At 61.8% G+C, this 17,410-nt stretch carries 13 protein-coding genes; 9 read left to right on the top strand and 4 right to left on the bottom strand.

Annotated elements, in window-relative coordinates:
• Window positions 1-390 precede the first annotated feature (390 nt).
• The 4 genes from AC07SI_RS30245 to AC07SI_RS30230 all read left to right on the top strand — a co-directional run bounded on the left by AC07SI_RS30245 (window position 391) and on the right by AC07SI_RS30230 (window position 6,384).
• The gene (locus AC07SI_RS30245) at window positions 391-1,974 is read left to right on the top strand and encodes a BCCT family transporter (RefSeq protein WP_106804658.1); all 1,584 of its coding nucleotides are present in this window, start codon (window positions 391-393) and stop codon (window positions 1,972-1,974) included.
• 85 nt (window positions 1,975-2,059) lie between these two features.
• Complete coding sequence (locus tag AC07SI_RS30240) at window positions 2,060-4,069, top strand: CocE/NonD family hydrolase (RefSeq protein ID WP_495007110.1); 2,010 nt, start codon at window positions 2,060-2,062, stop codon at window positions 4,067-4,069.
• Between the two features lie 82 nt (window positions 4,070-4,151).
• Complete coding sequence (locus tag AC07SI_RS30235; RefSeq protein WP_106804656.1) at window positions 4,152-5,087, top strand: LysR substrate-binding domain-containing protein; 936 nt, start codon at window positions 4,152-4,154, stop codon at window positions 5,085-5,087.
• A 16-nt stretch (window positions 5,088-5,103) separates the two neighbouring features.
• Window positions 5,104-6,384 carry an MFS transporter gene (locus tag AC07SI_RS30230; RefSeq protein ID WP_495007109.1) on the top strand — a complete coding sequence of 427 codons (1,281 nt, stop codon included), beginning with the start codon at window positions 5,104-5,106 and terminating at the stop codon, window positions 6,382-6,384.
• 228 nt (window positions 6,385-6,612) lie between these two features.
• Here the strand turns inward: AC07SI_RS30230 and AC07SI_RS30225 are convergent, their stop codons facing one another.
• Together AC07SI_RS30225 and AC07SI_RS30220 are read right to left on the bottom strand one after the other, a co-directional pair.
• Window positions 6,613-7,779 (bottom strand): catalase family protein, encoded by a 1,167-nt coding sequence (locus AC07SI_RS30225; protein ID WP_065901371.1) that lies wholly within the window; start codon window positions 7,777-7,779, stop codon window positions 6,613-6,615.
• Entirely contained in the window at window positions 7,776-9,584 is a 1,809-nt protein-coding gene (locus AC07SI_RS30220; RefSeq protein ID WP_495007108.1) for a di-heme-cytochrome C peroxidase, read from the bottom strand. The genes AC07SI_RS30225 and AC07SI_RS30220 overlap by 4 nt, the downstream gene beginning before the upstream one ends.
• A gap of 247 nt (window positions 9,585-9,831) precedes the next feature.
• On the opposite strand from AC07SI_RS30220, the gene bamJ reads away from it, so the two are divergent.
• The 4 genes from bamJ (at window position 9,832) to AC07SI_RS30200 (ending at window position 12,236) form a co-directional block, all read left to right on the top strand.
• Window positions 9,832-10,563 (top strand): BamJ family beta-barrel-assembly machinery protein, encoded by a 732-nt coding sequence (bamJ, locus tag AC07SI_RS30215; RefSeq protein ID WP_012723274.1) that lies wholly within the window; start codon window positions 9,832-9,834, stop codon window positions 10,561-10,563.
• A gap of 414 nt (window positions 10,564-10,977) precedes the next feature.
• A complete protein-coding gene (locus AC07SI_RS30210) occupies window positions 10,978-11,433 on the top strand; it encodes a YkvA family protein (protein WP_065901361.1) in 456 nt (151 codons plus the stop codon).
• 96 nt (window positions 11,434-11,529) lie between these two features.
• Complete coding sequence (locus tag AC07SI_RS30205) at window positions 11,530-11,868, top strand: helix-turn-helix domain-containing protein (RefSeq protein WP_495007107.1); 339 nt, start codon at window positions 11,530-11,532, stop codon at window positions 11,866-11,868.
• Window positions 11,865-12,236 carry a hypothetical protein gene (locus AC07SI_RS30200; protein WP_005786715.1) on the top strand — a complete coding sequence of 124 codons (372 nt, stop codon included), beginning with the start codon at window positions 11,865-11,867 and terminating at the stop codon, window positions 12,234-12,236. Before AC07SI_RS30205 ends, AC07SI_RS30200 begins: the two co-directional genes overlap by 4 nt.
• On the opposite strand, the gene AC07SI_RS30195 is transcribed toward AC07SI_RS30200, so the two are convergent.
• Both AC07SI_RS30195 and AC07SI_RS30190 read right to left on the bottom strand, forming a co-directional pair.
• A complete protein-coding gene (locus AC07SI_RS30195) occupies window positions 12,233-14,002 on the bottom strand; it encodes a bifunctional diguanylate cyclase/phosphodiesterase (RefSeq protein ID WP_065901923.1) in 1,770 nt (589 codons plus the stop codon). The genes AC07SI_RS30200 and AC07SI_RS30195 overlap by 4 nt on opposite strands.
• A gap of 118 nt (window positions 14,003-14,120) precedes the next feature.
• Window positions 14,121-16,202, bottom strand: a complete 2,082-nt coding sequence (locus tag AC07SI_RS30190; RefSeq protein ID WP_495007106.1) for a carboxy terminal-processing peptidase — start codon at window positions 16,200-16,202, stop codon at window positions 14,121-14,123.
• 138 nt (window positions 16,203-16,340) lie between these two features.
• Here AC07SI_RS30190 and AC07SI_RS30185 point away from each other — a divergent pair, with 138 nt between their 5' ends.
• Entirely contained in the window at window positions 16,341-17,303 is a 963-nt protein-coding gene (locus AC07SI_RS30185) for a zinc-binding dehydrogenase (RefSeq protein WP_065901353.1), read from the top strand.
• The last annotated feature ends 107 nt before the right edge of the window (window positions 17,304-17,410 follow it).

The following is a 17,410-nucleotide window of genomic DNA, read 5'->3' as shown; positions in this document are numbered from 1 at the left end:
CGGTAGTTCAGTCGGTTAGAATACCGGCCTGTCACGCCGGGGGTCGCGGGTTCGAGTCCCGTCCGCTGCGCCATATTCGGCAACCTGGAGCACTGAACGCCAGGTCGCCACAAGAAGCCCGCTCATTGAGCGGGCTTTTTTTTGCCTGCGATTTGACCTCCCGTCACCTTGCCATGTGCACTGCAGGTTCATCCTGAACGGTGGGTACGCCATGACGTGGCGGAATACCCCCATGCCCATTGGTCGATTGCGCCTCCTGCCGCTTAAACGGTTATCTATAGCCACGCGAAGACTTCCAGGCGAGCTACCGCAGCAGGACGCTGTGGTGCCCGCTCTCTAACAATGGCCTGTCAAGGCGATAAAAATAGTCTGCAAGGGGAATGGCACTTGATGAAATATCCACTGCGTCCGTTGGTGTTCTGGCCAACGTTCCTGATCCTGCTGGCGGCAGTGATCGCCAGCTACATTGACCTGAATGCGTTCCTGACGGTCAGCAAACAGCTCAACAGCCTGATCCTGAACAACTTTTCCTGGTTGTTCAGCGCCGGCTCGTTCGCCATGGTGGTGTTGACTGCGATTGTCTACCTGTCGCCGCTGGGCAGGGTGCGTATCGGCGGCGAAGATGCCCAGCCCCTGCTGAGCAAGTGGCGCTGGTTCATGGTGGCGCTGTGCACCACCCTGGCGGTCGGTGTGTTGTTCTGGACCACCGCTGAACCGCTCTATCACCTCTACGGCCCCCCCACCAGCCTGCCCATCGAAGCAGGCAGCGGCGCAGCCAAAAGCTTTGCCATGTCGACGATGTTCCTGCACTGGACCATCACCCCCTACGCCATCTACCTGGTGCCCTCGCTGGTGTTCGCGCTGGTGTTCTACAACCGCCGCGGCAACTTCTCGATTGGTGCCATGCTCGAGCCGCTGCTGGGCGAGGCGCGGGTCAAGCGCTATGCCGGGTTGATCGACACCCTGGCGATGTTTGCCCTGGTGGCCGGCATGGCTTCGTCCCTGGGCACTGGCGCGCTGACCTTGTCGGGTGGCCTGAGCCAGTACATCGGCGGTGAAACCACACCCCTGCGCCTGGCGATCATCATCGCGATCATTGTCATCACCTTTGTCGCCTCGGCCGCCAGCGGCCTGCAGCGCGGCATTGTGATGTTGTCGTCGTTCAACACCTGGATCATGCTGGCCCTGGGGCTGTTCGTGCTGTTGTGCGGACCGACCCTGTACATGTTCAGCCTGGGCGTCGAGTCCCTGGGCATCTACCTCGACACCTTTTTCAGCCGCAGCCTGTTCACCGGCGCCGCCAGCGGCGATACCTGGCCGCAGAGCTGGACCGTGTTCTACTGGTCGGTGTGGTTTGCCTGGGCACCGGTGAGCGCGCTGTTCCTCGGCAAGATCGGCCGTGGCTACACCGTGCGCGAATTCATTCATATCAACATGCTGTACCCGGCGTTGTTCACCGCGGTGTGGATCTGCATCTTCTCCGGCACCAGCCTGTACTTCGACGCCCTGGGCGACGGCAGCCTCAACCGCGTGCTGAACGAGCAGGGCGTGGAGCATGTGCTGTACCAGATGTTCCAGCAATTGCCGGCCAGCGCCTTGATGGTCGCGTTCCTGCTGTTCGTGGCGTTCATCTCCTTCGTTACCGCCGCAGACTCCAGCACCGATGTGATCGCCAACCTGTGCAGCAAAGGCGTGACGGCCGATTCCGACCTGGACGGCAACCCGGCATTGAAGATTGTGTGGGGGGTGATTATCGGCACGGTGTCGTGGGTGATGGTCGCCTTCATCGGCATCGACGGCGTGAAGATGCTCTCCAACCTCGGCGGTCTACCGGGGATGATCCTGGTGCTGCTGGCCAGTACCTCGCTGATCTTCTGGCTGAAGAACCCCGCGTTACTCGAGGTGAAACGCCAGCAGCCCGTCAGCGAACCCGACGTGCGTGACGCCGACCCCGTCGCGGCATACGCCCGCTAACTCATGAAACTGTGTGCCTCCCCACGCGCTCCCTGGCGGGCGCGGGGGAGTCGTTTGTTTGCAATAAACGCGTTTGGAGCTACCGATGGAAATCGTTACCGAGTTTGCCTACAAGGTCCGTGAAATCGAGCATTGCCTGATCCCCTTGAAGGACGGCACCCAACTGGCCGCGCGCATCTGGCTGCCGGAAGTCGCCGGTTTGCAGACCTTTCCGGCGATCCTGGAATACCTGCCGTACCGCAAGCGCGACGGCACTGCCGTGCGCGATGCGCTGACCCACCCGTGGATGGCGGGCCAGGGTTATGTGTGTGTGCGCGTGGACATGCGTGGCAACGGCGAATCCGAAGGCCTGATGGCCGACGAATACCTGCTGCAGGAGCAGGACGACGCCCTCGAAGTGATCGACTGGTTGTGCCGGCAACCCTGGTGCGACGGCAACGTTGGCATGATGGGCATCTCGTGGGGCGGCTTCAACGGCCTGCAGGTCGCAGCGCGCCAGCCCGAGGCGTTGAAGGCGATCATCACCTTGTGTTCCACCGATGACCGCTTTGCCGACGACATCCACTACAAGGGCGGCAACCTGCTGATGGAGAACTTCGGCTGGGCCGCGACAATGCTCAACTTCAGCGCCGCGGTGCCCGATCCCCTGCTGGTGGGCGACGCCTGGAAAAACCTCTGGCACCAGCGCCTGGAGGGCATGCCGCTGCTCGCCGAAACCTGGCTGAAACATCAGACCCGCGATGACTATTGGCGCCACGGTTCGGTGTGCGAGGACTATTCGAAGATCAAGGCGGCGGTGTACGCCGTCGGTGGCTGGGGCGATGCTTACCGCAACACGGTCTCGCGCCTGATGGAGCACCTGCCGGGGCCGAGGAAGGCCATGATTGGCCCGTGGATTCACAAGTATCCGCATTTTGCCGTGCCGAATCCGGCCATCGGCTTCCTGCAAGAAGCCCTGCGCTGGTGGGATTACTGGCTTAAAGGTATCGAAAATGGCGTGATGGACACTGCCGCCTGCACCTTTTACCTACAGGATATTCTGTCACCCAAAGGCAGTTACGCCGAGCGTCCCGGCATTTGGGTGCAAACCTCGGGCTGGCCGGACCCGCAAGTGCAGTGGCGCGATTTCAGTCTCGACGAGCGCGGCCTCACGCCCGGCAATCACGCATTGGCCGCGCCCCGCAGCGTGTGCTCGCCGTTGACCACCGGCTTGCACCAGGGTGAATACTGCGCCATCTGGTTTGGCCCTGACGGGCCGACGGACCAGCGTCGCGATGATGCCCACTCGCTGTGCTTCGACTCCCAGCCGCTGACCGAACCCTTGGCGCTGTTGGGCGATGTGCGCCTCACGTTGCGCCTGGCCAGCGATACGACCTGTGGGCAATTGGTCGCGCGCCTGAATGCGGTGGCGCCGGATGGGCAGGTCACGCAGATCAGTTATGCCGTACTTAATCTCACTCTTCGCGAAGACTTTTCCCACGTCACACCGGTAGTTCCGGGTGAAGCGATGGACGTGCAACTGAGCCTCGATCATATCGGCATGCGTTTGCCGGCCGGCTATCGCTTGCGCCTGGCCTTGAGCACCGCGAGTTTCCCGTTGCTGTGGCCGAGTCGCGAGCTGACCACGCTGACCTTGCTGCCGGGTGTGCAAAGCCTGCAACTGCCGGTATTCGTCGGCGAAGCGGTGGACTGCCCGTTCGAGGCGCCGCAATCGGCCCCCCCGGCGGCCCTGGAAGTCTTGCGTGCCGCCGCGCCGAAACGCACCTTGATCGAAGACGTGGGCAGTGGCGAAGTCTGCGTGAAGATCGAAGACGACCTGGGGGCCGTGCGCTTTACCGATCACGGCCTGTCCGTGGACCAACGCTGCACCGAGCAATATCGCACCTTGCCCTGGGACCCGCTGTCCACCCGTGCCGATATCCAGTGGCACTATCGGGTGGGCCGCGATGCCTGGGAGGTGGAGGTGGAAAGCCGCCTGAGCGTGCACGCCGATGCCGAGTGGTTCTACGTCGAGGCGGAGCAGACGGCCTGGGAGAACGGCCAGTTGGAACACCGTCGGCAATGGAGCAAGCGCGTGGCCAGGGTCGCGCTGTGAGTCAGCAACTGGCAGGATGCCTGGCCACGTGATCTCTGCGGGCCCGGCCAAACCCGGGCCCGTTCTGCCATTGGAACCGCTTATGTCACGCCGAAACGTCGACCTTCCGCCCCTCAACTGCCTGCAGACGTTCGAAGCGGCGGCCCGTCATTTGAGTTTTACCCAGGCTGCCCATGAACTGAACCTGACCCAGAGCGCGGTCAGCCGCCAGATCAAGCGTCTGGAAGAAGACCTGGCGCGCCCGTTGTTCTACCGACTGGCGCTGGGATTGAGCCTGACGCCCGCCGGGGTTCGCTACTTTCGGACCGTCCAGCGGCTGTTGCGCGAACTTGACCGCGAGTCCGCCGAGTTGCGCCGGCGCGGCGCCGATCGCCAATTGACCCTGGCCAGCACGCCGACCATCAGTTCGATCTGGCTCGCCGGCCTGCTGCCGGAGTTCCAGCGCGAACACCCGGACCTGGATATCCGCATCCTGTGCAGCGAAAGCCCTGATCATCTGGATGTGAGCGAGTATGACCTGGGCCTGTTCTATCACCTCGATGAGCTGCCGCCACCCCACGACCTGGAACTGTCGCCGGTGTTCGAGCGCGAGCAGGTCATCGCGGTGTGCAGCCCTGGTTATATCGAGCGTCACGGCCCGATCAGCGACGTGCAACAGTTGCTGCATGCCCATACGTTGCTGATCGTCGAGGACCACTCCCATGACTGGCTGACCTGGACCGACTGGTTCGCCGATGTCGGCGCCCATTACCACACCCCGCGTCATGCATTGCGCACCAACAGCTATCAACTGTTGATGCAATCGGCGGTCATGGGCCACGGCGTGGCCCTGGGCTGGAAGAGTTTGCTGATGGGCGAACTGGCTGCCGGTCGCCTGCAGATGGCCTTGCCCCAAACCATGCACAGCCGGGGTCGCCTGCACCTGATGCAACCGCACCACCGCAACCTGCCCTCGGCTGCGCGCAGCTTTCGCCAATGGTTGCTGGCCCAGGCCAGCCATATGAACGACACCCTCTAACCTTCGACTTGCCACCATGAACCTGACTTTCCTGACCTTCCCCGCGCTGTACAGCGCGACCATCCTGATGCTCACCGGCAACGGGCTGTTTTTCAGTTTTATCGGCCTGCGCTTGAGCAGTCAGGGCATCAACGAGCTGTGGATCGGCGCGCTGACGGCGGCGTACTACGGTGGCATGGTCTGCGGGGCCAAGTTCGGCCACCGCATGATCGCGGGCGTCGGGCATGTGCGCTCGTATGTGGCGTGTGCAGGCGTCGCTACCATCATCGTGCTGCTGCATGTGCTGTTCGAGCAGTTGGCGTTCTGGCTGGTGCTACGATTCGTGATGGGCCTGGTCATGATGAACCAGTACATGGTCATTGAAAGCTGGCTGAACGAGCAGGCGGAAAACAACCAGCGCGGCGCGGTGTTTGCCGGCTACATGGTGGCGGTGTCCCTGGGCTTGATGTTGGGGCAGGGCGTATTGATCTGGCGCCCGGAGCTGGATTTCAAGCCGCTGGTAATCGTGGCGATCTGCTTTGCCGCGTGCCTGCTGCCGGTGACCATGACCAAGCGTCTGCACCCGGCCAAGCTGGTGGCGGCGCCGCTGGAAGTGGGTTTTTTCTGGCGGCGGGTGCCGCAGGCGCTGACCACCGTGTTCGTCACCGGCCTGATGATCGGCGCGTTTTACGCGCTGGCTCCGGTATTCGCCACGCGCAACGGCCTGAGCACGGCCCAGGCCAGTACCTTCGTCGCGGTGTCGATCTTTGCCGGGCTGTGCGGGCAGTGGCCGATCGGCTGGCTGTCGGATCGCATTGATCGGTCCCGGTTGATCCGTAGCTGCGCCCTGGCCCTGGGGCTGGTGGTGATTCCGCTGTGGGGGCTGGTGCAACTGCCGTATGCCTTGTTGCTGGTGTTCGGCTTTCTCAGCGGTTTGCTGCTGTTCACGCTGTACCCGCTGGCGGTAGCGCTGGCCAATGACAACGTCGAACAGCCGCGGCGCGTGCCTTTGAGCGCGATGATGCTGGCGACCCACGGGATTGGCGCCTGCCTGGGGCCGATGCTCAGCGGCGCGCTGATGAACAGCTACGGCCACGAAGCGTTCTACATGCTGTTTTCGGCCTGCGCGCTGTTGCTGATCTGGCGTGTACAGCCCAAGCAGGTCACCGGCGAGTATCGGGTCGAAGGCGCGCCGTTGCACCACGTGGCCATGCCGGAACATCCGATGGGGGCCATGGCTGCAGTGCTCGACCCACGGGTGGACGAGATCCCCGAGGAACTGGTGATCAACGACCCGGTACCCGATACCCGAGCCTGACGTCTATTTGGCTTTTTTCTTGCGCGTCTGGCGCGTGGCCAGGTGCTCGAAGCAAAATGAGGCGGTGCCGAACACGGCGATTATGGTCAGGACGAGCATGCCGAGGGTTGAGCTTTCCATGGAAAATGCCTACGTGATGGAGTAGGCATCCACGGTAGTTTCGCGCCGAAAATGGCTCAATAGACCCGACGCAATCCTTACGGCGCCGGGCCCGTTATTACGCACTCTTTACGGGTTGTTGCGGCTGTGGCGGTAATCGCTGACCGCTTCGTACACCGCCTTGCGCAAGCGGTTGATACCGCCGATGGGGCGATGCTCCGCCACACCGAACCAGGGGTTGAACGACTGGTTGTCACACGCCAGGTTCTGCTCGGGGGTATCGAAATCCTGGGCCGGGATGCGCACCTTGGCCACGCTCTCATAGGGCGCATCACTCTCCTGCCATTCGATACTGGTGTCTTCGATCGGCATGAATTTCTGCGGGTTCTGTCGCTGGATCTGCAGCACGAAACACGCCGGCACGCGGTCGGTGGACAACTGTTGGCTCAAGGCGCTGCGCAGGAAGTTGGGCAGGTCCTGGTTCTGTTTGGGCAGCACGTATTCCGGGCAATCCTGCGGATCGGGCGCAACGCGGAACTTGGCGTTGGCCGCACCGAACTTGTAGGGCGATACCGAAAAGTAGGTGGTCTGCGTCGGGCTGGCAGGGGCGGGTGCCAGGGTCGCCAGGGCGATAAACAGATGCCGTACCTGCCAACTGCGCGGGTCGACCTTGGGGAAGAACGCGAGGACTTTCTTGCCATCCGCTTGTGCGCCGATGTTCTGCGCGTATTCCGCCACATCGCTGACAAAGAAATTCGGGTGGCTGAACATCACGAAGTCCTGCTCTGTGCGGTTTTGCTGATCCGCCAGCAGTTGTTTGCCCGGCACATCCAGCAACTTCAGCGCCATGCCGCGGGCATCGCGGATGCTGTCGAACTGCGGGTAGGCGTTGCCGTTGGACAGCCGAATCAGCGCCTGCCAGGTCTTGCCCGGCTCGGCGAACACGCCCTGGCGCAAGGCCGGGTCCAGGTCCGCCAGCACACTGACTTCGGCCTTCACACAGCCATGCGCCTTGGCGTGGGCATCGCGCAGGTAGCGCGTGCCTTCGCGGTGCTGGTCAACGATGCGCACCGCTGTCTGGATAATGCCCTGGGTCATCGCCGCTTCATCTGGCGGGACCTGTTCGTTCGGTGAGACCGGGCCACTGTGCTGCCAGGCGTACCAGGCGGTCGCGGCGAGCCAGCCGAGCAGGCCCAGGCCGACCAGCCACAGCAGGGTCTTGCCGAGCCACGCGCCGAGGCGCAGCCAGAGACGGGAGAGCAGGGAAGGTCGGTCGTATTGAGATCGGATAATCATGGCAGTTGTTGCTCCAGCGGGCCGCCCAGCACTTTCAGGTATTCCAGCAGCGCCCAGCGTTCCTGCGGCAGCAAGCCGCGGCCGATAACGCCGTTGCCACGTTGGCCGGCACGGAATTCGTGACCGCTGTTGTGGTTGCCGGTGAGTTTTGTATCGAACAGGAAGGCGTTCTTGAACACGGCAGTCTGGAAGCCCAGGTGGCGCGGGTCATAGTCGAACGTGCCTTTATAGAAGGTGGTGCTGCGCTCGTCCTGGGGCGAGAGCAATTGGTAGATCGTCGGCACCGAGCCGTTGTGCAGGAACGGCGGGGTGGCCCACACGCCGGCCAGCGGACGGGCCTTGTAGGCGCGCAGCTCACGCACGCCGATGGGCAGCCCATAGCCATCCAGCTGCGGGCGCTCGGCGGGGGTGACGCCGGCGGCGCGATAGGCGTGCTCTTCAACGAACGCCGTGACGTAGGCCAGGCCCTTGGCCACGGACATTTTTTTCAGGTCCAGTGGCTCGGTCGGCGTGGGGTGCAGCTCGACATTCAACTTGGCCAGCTCCGCCGGGTCCCACTGCAGGGCGCTGAGGTCATAGCGCTGGTCGGCAATGTTGCTGGCGGTGCCGGGGTCGGTGCCGATGTACTCCACCGGGAGCATTTTCAGTTGCTGGACCGGGCGGCCGTTTTCCTGGGTGACGGTTGGTACATGGCAACCGGCGCAGTTTTCCGCGAACAGTGCGCGGCCCTGGGCGGCGAGAGGCTTGTCGATGGCGCCGAACAGGTCTTCCGGCCAGGTCGGCGGTTTGAGCCGTTGCAGGGTTTCTTCGATCAGGTTGAGGTCGCGTACGCGCACGCTCGATGGGTAGCGCGCGTCACCCTGGAGCGGTTGGCCGGCGCTGTCGAAGAAGGTCAGGGTGGCGCCTACACCGAGGGCTTCGCCGATATTGCGCGCCATCGGCTGCTGGGCCGAGCCGTTCCATTGCACCCAGTCGAAGGTCCAGATATCCCACAGGTGCGGGTAGTCCACTGGCGCATTGGCGACGCGATAGTTGTCCGGCGAAATCGCGTCGCCGAAGCTGGCATTGGCGATGCGACCAAACGCGTCGGTACGGCCCGGGCCTTCTTCGGTGGGGTAGAGGCCGCGGTGGGTGTCGTTCCAGGCAACTTTCAGGAACTGGTTCAGCGACTGCTTGAAGTCCTGGCGCAGTTGGCTGTGCTGGGCATCGTACTGATCGCCGAGCACCTTGCGCGCGAAGCGCTCGAACTTCCACGGGTTGTAATACGTTGCCGCGAGGCTGGCGACGAGGGCCTGGCCGAAACTGCCGCCGCGTAACGTTGGCACACTGGACGGCAGCACATGCTGGGCTGAGCCGCCATCGATGCGCAGGGCCTGGCCCTTGAAGTGCAGCTCGCCGGTGTGGCAGGCGGCGCAGGTGATGTCCAGGTATTCAACGCTGCTGCCGGCGTTGGTGTGCCGGGCAAACCCCACCGGCAGGTTGCCGGGGTTTTGCGCGGTGGGCACCTGTTTGGGATCGACCAGGAAGCCGAAGCGCGCCAGGTACTCCGGCGTGGCGAAGCGTTGTTCGGAAAACGGCAGTTCCAGGGCAGTGAACCAGTTGTAATGCAGGCCCTTGACCTGCGTGCCCTGGGGCGTGAAGTAGTAGGTCTGGCGGTCGGCGGCACTCCATTGATCCTGGTAGTGCACCTGCTCCACGGGCACGTATTCCGGCAGCCTGGGGTTGAGGGTGTAATAGATCACCACGGCCAGGGCGAGCCCCAGCAGGATGAATATCAACAGTAAAACACGGGAAAAAATGCGCAAGATAACTATCCTTGTCGAGTTGTCGCGTTGTTATGCCACTACGCCATAAGTGCGGCAAGTGGCCCTGAGCCTGGTAGTAGGCGGTCCCACGATCCTTCGCGGGTCCCCATAATGAATGAAAATGCTTTTAAACACGTGAACTTATCGGAAGTTTCCTGCTCACATGCCGGTAGCCATTGGTCGTGGCCGCCTGATAAGCTCGCGACTTTATTCGAATGCCCTTTTGGCGCATGAACAAGGAAATAGCATGAAACAGCATCGGTTGGCGGCGGCGGTGGCCCTGGTTAGCCTGGTACTTGCGGGTTGTGATTCGCAGACCAGCGTAGAGCTGAAAACCCCGGCGCAGAAAGCTTCCTACGGTATCGGCCTGAACATGGGCAAAAGCCTTGCCCAGGAAGGCATGGATGACCTGGATTCCAAAGCGGTAGCCCAGGGCATCGAAGATGCCGTCGGCAAGAAAGAGCAGAAGCTCAAAGACGACGAGCTGGTTGAAGCGTTTGCCGCACTGCAGAAGCGTGCTGAAGAACGCATGACCAAGATGAGCGAAGAGTCGGCAGCCGCCGGCAAGAAATTCCTCGAAGACAATGCCAAGAAAGACGGCGTAGTCACCACCGCTTCCGGTCTGCAGTACAAGATCACCAAGAAAGCCGACGGCCCTCAGCCTAAGCCGACTGACGTGGTGACTGTGCACTACACCGGCAAGCTCACCAACGGCACCACCTTTGACAGCTCCGTGGATCGCGGTAGCCCGATTGACCTGCCGGTCAGCGGCGTGATCCCGGGTTGGGTCGAAGGCCTGCAACTGATGCACGTAGGCGAGAAGGTCGAGCTGTACATCCCGTCCGACCTGGCCTACGGCGCCCAGAGCCCGAGCCCGGCGATTCCAGCCAACTCGGTGCTGGTATTCGACCTGGAGCTGCTGGCCATCAAGGACCCAGCCAAGGCTGAAGCCCCTGCAGCACCTGCCGCCAAGAAGTAATCGGCACCTCAACACTCAACGCCCCGTCTCGACGGGGCGTTGTTGTTTCTGGCCGTCGGAAAACGCGTGCTTCCCTGTAGGAGCCGGCTTGCCGGCGAAAAGCGCTGAGCCACTGCATTTTCTCCAGAATGCTGGCGTAATCGTTGACACTCATGGCTGGCAAGCCAGTACCTGCAGAAATCTGATCGAACCCATGATGGGTCGTGGAGTCTGATATAAGACTCGAGTACGGGTAGCCGCACATCTACGCCAAGTCAATGAAATCTTGGGTTTTTTTAATGTGCGCAAAAAACGCCCGATCTGACTGCAAGCCTTGTACTGCGTGGCTTTCAGCCGGAAAAATAGGCTCTGTTCACAAGGTTATCCACAATTTGTGTGGATAACCTTTTATGTCGCCTGGAACTGGAGTGACGAATGAAACCACCCTTCAATTTCACCCGCTTCTTGCCCATGGCCGCCCGCTTGCTTGGTCGTGGGCGTTTGCCGACCCTGCTGTTCGCCGTCGCCGCCAAGGGCTCGAGCCAGGGTAATCGCCTGGGCAAGCTCAAGGATGATCTGAAGTTGCTCCAGGCCCTGTGCCTGGCCTACTGGCGCGGCGAGTACCGTGCGATCAGCCCCAAGGCGCTGATCTCGGTAGTCGCGGGGTTGATGTACTTCCTCAGCCCGATCGATGCGATCCCGGACTTTATTCCGGTGTTCGGCATGCTCGATGACATCGCCGTGCTGGCGTGGGTCATGAAGACCCTCGACGGTGAGTTGAGCGCCTTTCGCGCCTGGCGCGATGCACAGCGTCCGGAAAAACTCGCGGTGGTCGAGCGACTGCCAGCCACGCCTGCCTTGCTCGCCAAGGAAAACCCGCAAAAAAACTGATCATACGGATATCCCCCTGCGACCTTTGTGGCTGTTAGGATTACACTCCTAAGGAAAGAACTTACGCTGTAAGTGTTGTGATCCTACGGGGCAGTCATGGATATTCAGATAATTTCACGCAATGGCGAGCCCGAATACGCGGTTTTGCCATGGGACCAGTACCAGGCGCTGCTAAAAGCTGCCGGTCAGCCACACCCCGCACCGCCTCCTGCTGTTACCGCCCACGCCGCCCCCGCTCAGGACCTGCGCCCGCTCGCAGACCTGCGCGGCTTGCGCGAGGCCAAGGGCCTGGCCATCGAGACCCTGGCCCGCACCGTGGGTATCAGCCCCTCGTATCTTGGATTGATCGAAAGTGGTGAACGCCAGCCGGATGCCGCGATTCGCCGCAGCCTGGCCTGGGAATTGGGCGTTGCAGGTTGGAGGGATGAATCTTGAGCTTACGTATCAGCCGTCAACACTGGGATGGGTTACTCAACGAACTGGACCAGGCGCGCCGCCAGCGCCATCTGCTGACCTACCGCGCGCTGCTGGAGCGCCTGCAATTCCCGACGCCGGCCATGCAAACCCTGGCCGCTGCCCTGGAACACCTGGCGGCGCTGGATGCCAAGGCCGAGCAGCCGTTGCGCAGCTCACTGGTGATCAGCCAGGGCGCCAGCCGCCTGCCGCGTACCGGCTTTTTTGAATGCGTGGAGCGCCTGGGTCGGTTCAGCGGGCCGTCCGATGGGGTGGCCGCCGCCTCCTGGCACGCCTCGGAGGTGGTGCGGGTGTTTGAATACGAGTACCCCGAATCCGCCGAGGCTTAAAGCGCCTGGGGCTGCATGTCCATGCTGTCGATCACATGAATGCTGTAGCCGGCCACATCCTTGGCATGGTGTTTGGCTTGCGATGCCATCTCGGCCAACTGGCTGGCATCGAGTTGTCCACAGGCCTGTGGATATAAGTGCACCACGCCTATCGACAGTGACAGCAACGCGAACTCCTGACGCACGCCCTGGCGATTCAACGCCACGAAGCAGCCAGCGTCGAGGTGCTCGGCGCGATAGAAACGCCGGCATTGGGTATGGAAATCATCCAGCAACTGGTTGAGACGCTTGCGCCAATCCTGCGGCCCCAGCACCAGCAAAAAATCATCCCCGCCAATGTGTCCGACAAAGTCGCGGCTCGGGTCGACCCGGTCGTTCAAGCACTGCGCCAGGCACAGCAACACCTCGTCCCCACGCCCATAACCGTAGATATCGTTGAAGGGCTTGAAGCTGTCGATGTCCACGTAGCAGATCACTGACTCGCGTTGCTGCTGCAACAACCGTGTGAGGCATTGCTGGATCGGCACGTTGCCTGGCAGCAGGGTCAGCGGGTTGGCATAGCGCGCTTGCTGGATTTTCAGCTCGGTGATCAGCTTGAGTACATCGATCACCCGGCCCAGCCCCAGGTAGTCGCCATTGAGGGTGATGATGAAGTCTTCTTCGATGCGCTGCCGCGCGCGGCTGGTCAACAGGCGGCTGACTTGTTGCAGTGACTGGCTTAACTCCACCGCCAGAAAATCATCGCTCATCAAGCGGCTGATCGGTTTGCGCGCAAACAGGTCGGTGGCGAACGGCTTGAGCAGTGCATCCGACAGCGAATGCCGATGCACGATGCCGACCGGGTGGCCGCGCCCGTCCAGCACTGCCAGCGAGTTGAGGTTGGCCTGGCGGCGGAATGACTCCAGTACCTGGGCGGTGGCGGTGTCCTGGTCCACCGCCGGCTGTTCGTTGAGCAGCGCGCTGAGGTCGCTGCCTTCTTCGCTGAGGGCGATGTTGGCGTTGTCCGGCTTGGGCAGCATCAGGCGCGCCTCTTGCGGCGGCTGTTCCTGCGGGCGGCAGAGCAGGTAGCCCTGGACCAGATCGACGCCCATCTCCGTCAGCACAGCCAGCTCTTCCGCCAGCTCGATGCCCTCGGCAATCACCTGGGCGCGGGAGGCCCTGGCGATCTGCAGGATGGAGCCGACAAACTCGCGCTTGAGCGCATCCTGGTGAATGCCGTCGATAAAGTGCCGGTCGATCTTTACGTAGTCCGGGCGTAGCTCCGACCACAGCCGCAGGCTGGAATAGCCGGCGCCCAAATCATCCAGTGCGATGGCGAAACCCATGTTGCGGTAATGGTGCAGGGCGGTCTGCAGCAGGTCGAAGTCATCGGTGGGCGTCTGCTCGGTGAGTTCGATCACCACCTGGCTCGGCGGGATGCCAAAGTCGCGCAGCAGTTGCAGGGTGCGCCCTGGTTGGTGCGCGGTTTCCATCAGGGATTCCGGCGAGATATTGAGAAACAGCTTGCCCGGCAGCTTCTGTTCACTGAAGCGTCGGCACGCGCTTTCGCGGCAAGCGATTTCCAGTTCACTGAGGCGTCCCGCGTGGCTGGCCACCGAAAACAGGGCGACAGGGGAGTGCAGGGGGCTGTTCGAGGGGCCACGACTGAGGGCTTCGTAGCCGAGAATGCGCCGTTCAGACAGGCAGATGATCGGTTGGAACAGGCTGTGCAAACTGCCTTGAGCCAGGATAGAGCCCAATGCATTCAGCTGTTCGGTCATGGTCATGGCGATCTCGATCGAAAAAAAAGGACCGCAGGCATGACGCCTGCGGTCCTTCATTTCACGACAGAATGATGTCTATATGATGACACTCCAAGGAGCGATCACATTAAATCGCCATCATTTACTGCTTGGCCACCTGCTTGGTGATCTTCAGGTAGTCCAGCAGGATCCGGCCTGTCTCGGCCAGGTAAGCGTCGTCTTCCGGCTTGGTTTTCTCGGCTTCGGCCGGCAGCGCATCTTCATCTTCTTTTTTCAGCTCCTTGAGTGGATCTTCACCCTTGGCCTTGCGGCGGATGTTTTCCAGTACCAGTTGCTGGTTTTCGATGTCGGTGTGCTGCTTGCGACGATCCACTTCGTTGAGGCTGACGGTTTTTTCTTCCATCAGCTTCTTGGCCAGGGCCAGCTTGTCGCGGATGAACACGAACTCGGCATCCTTGGCGGAGCGGGTGTCGTGGTCAGCCTTGAGCTGTGCCAGGAACGGCTTGAACGGATCGGACGCCGGCTTGATCGCAGGACGGATGGTGTCCCACGGCATGGCTTCCGGCAGGGCGCTTTCGCCGATTTCCTTGGTGTCGATGATCGACGGGAAATCAATGTCCGGCAGTACGCCCTGATGCTGGGTGCTCTGCCCGGAAACCCGGTAGAACTTGGCCAGGGTCAGTTTCAGTTCGCCATGGTTCAGCGGCTGAATGGTCTGCACGGTGCCTTTGCCGAAGGTCTGGCCGCCGATGATCAGTGCACGGTGGTAGTCCTGCATGGCGCCGGCGAAAATCTCCGAGGCCGAGGCCGAGAGACGGTTGACCAGCAGCGCCATCGGCCCTTTGTAGAAGGCCCCCGGGTTTTCATCTTCGAGCACGTCGACACGGCCGTCAGCGTTGCGTACCAACACGGTCGGACCCTTGTCGATAAACAGGCTGGTCAGCTCGGTGGCTTCCTGCAGGGAACCGCCGCCGTTGTTGCGCAGGTCGATGACCACGCCGTCGACTTTGTCTTTCTGCAGTTCCGTGAGGATTTCCTTCACGTCGCGCGTGGTGGACTTGTAGTCCGGATCGCCAGCACGGAAGGCCTTGAAGTCCAGGTAGAAGGCCGGGATTTCAATCACGCCCAGCTTGTAATCCTTGCCATCCTGCTTGAGGTTGAGGATTTTCTTCTGCACGGCCTGGTCTTCGAGCTTCACCGCTTCACGGGTGATGGACACGATCTTGCTGGTCTGGTCGTTCGGTGCATTGGTGTGCGGAATCACTTCCAGGCGCACCACGCTGCCTTTCGGCCCACGGATCAGCTTGACCACTTCGTCCAGGCGCCAGCCGACCACATCGACCATCTCTTTGTCGGCCTGGGCCACACCGATGATCTTGTCGGCCGGGGCCACTTGCTTGGTCTTGTCCGCCGGACCTGCCGGCACCAGGCGCACGATCTTGACCTGGTCATTGTCGCTTTGCAGGACGGCACCGATGCCTTCCAGCGACAGACTCATATTGATATCGAAATTTTCCGCGTTATCTGGCGACAGATAATTGGTGTGCGGATCGTAGGACATCGCGAAGGTGTTGATGTAGGCCTGGAAGATATCTTCGGCACGGGTCTGGTCAAGACGTGCCAGCTGATTCTTGTAGCGCTTGGTCAACAGCTCCTGGATCGCCTTGGGCTCTTTGCCGGCGATCTTCAGGCGCAGCACTTCGTCCTTGACGCGTTTGCGCCACAGGTCGTCGAGCGCGGCGGTGCTGGTCAGCCAAGGCGCGTCCTTGCGATCCACCAGAAGGGTTTCCTTCTGGGTGAAGTCGAGCTTGTCGACGCCTTTGTCCAACTCACCCAGGGCGAAGTCCAGACGCGCTTTGACGCGGTCCAGGTAACGCTTGTAGATGGTGAAGCCGGGCTGCAGGTCGCCGCTCTTGAGGAAGTCGTCGAACTGGGTCTTCCACTTGTCGAACTCAGCGATATCGCTGGCCAGGAAGTAGCTGCGCGACGGATCCAGCAGCTTGAGGTAGCTGTCGTAGATGATCACCGAGCGCGCATCGTCAAGCGGCGGCTTGCTGTAGTGATGACGCTTGAGCAACTCGACGACGTTGAGGCTGGCAATCACCTCATCGCGATCAGGCTGAAGGTTGTCCCAGCTGTTGGCTGCGAACGTATTGGTCGACATCGACGCGAAGCCGAGACCAATGAAAAAAGCGAGGGCGGTGCTGGGGAACAAATGCTTCATGCTGATTCGACGCGGGGGCAATTGATAACGCATATTAGGCCGTCTTTGAAGTCGCCGGTTCCATATGGTCCGGTCGCATAATGCAAAAAGCCCGGCGCTACTGCTACGGGCTCAGTCCAGGTTCACTATGGAGGCACTGTGAAAGCATTGCAAGGCGTTGAAGGTCATGTGGAGTGGTTGGAAGAACCAAGTCCTACCTGCGATGTAGGCCAAGTTCGCATTCGCGTGGCGGCTGCGGGCCTCAATCGCGCAGATTTATTACAGCGTGCCGGGCTTTATCCACCACCACCCGGCGCCAGCCATGTGCTGGGCCTGGAGTGTTCCGGGGTGATCAGCGAAGTCGGTGCGGGCTCGTCCTGGCAAGTGGGCGATCGCGTTTGCGCATTGCTGGCCGGTGGCGGCATGGCCGAAGAAGTGGTGGTGGACGCACGGCATGTGCTGCCGGCGCCGGAAGGGCTGTCGCTGGTCGAAGCGGCCGCATTGCCTGAGGTGTACAGCACGGCGTGGCTCAATCTGTTCCAACTGGCGGGCCTCAAGCCGGGTGAAAAAGTCTTGCTGCATGCCGGTGCCAGTGGCGTGGGCTCGGCGGCGATCCAGCTGTGCAAGGCGTTTGGCAGCCCGTGCTGGGTCAGTGTCGGTTCGGCGGAACGCCTGGCGTATTGCGAAGAATTGGGCGCCCAGGGCGGCGTGGTACGTACCGACGGCATCGAAGGGCTGCGGGACTTCGGGCCATTCGATGTCATCCTCGATCCGGTCGGCGGCAGCTACGCCGCGCTGGACCTCAAGCTGCTGGCCCTGGACGGTCGCTGGGTGCTGATCGGCCTGATGGGTGGCCGCGAGGCGCAACTGGACCTGGCCCAGGTGCTGGGCAAGCGTGTGCAGTTGTTGGGCTCGACCCTGCGCAGCCGCAGTGATCAGTTCAAGGCGGACCTGTTCAGTGATTTGAGCCAGCACGTGTGGCCGCTGTTCACTGAAGGTCGCTTGAGCCCGCAATTGGCCAAGACGTTCCCGATCAAGGATGCCGAGGCGGCGTTTGAAGCCTTGGCGAGCAACCAGATCTCCGGGAAATTGGTGTTGGTGATTGACGAGACATTGGTCTGACACCGGTCTCCGGCTGAAATGAGATCAAACGGTGGGAGCGGGGGGGGGGGGGGGGGGGGGGGGGGGGGGGGGGGGGGGGGGGGGGGGGGGGGGGGGGGGGGGGGGGG

Source organism: Pseudomonas sp. GW821-FHT05D12, from assembly GCF_059419825.1.
Note: the sequence above shows the minus strand (reverse complement) of the source record. Positions and strands in the feature narration are given on the sequence as shown.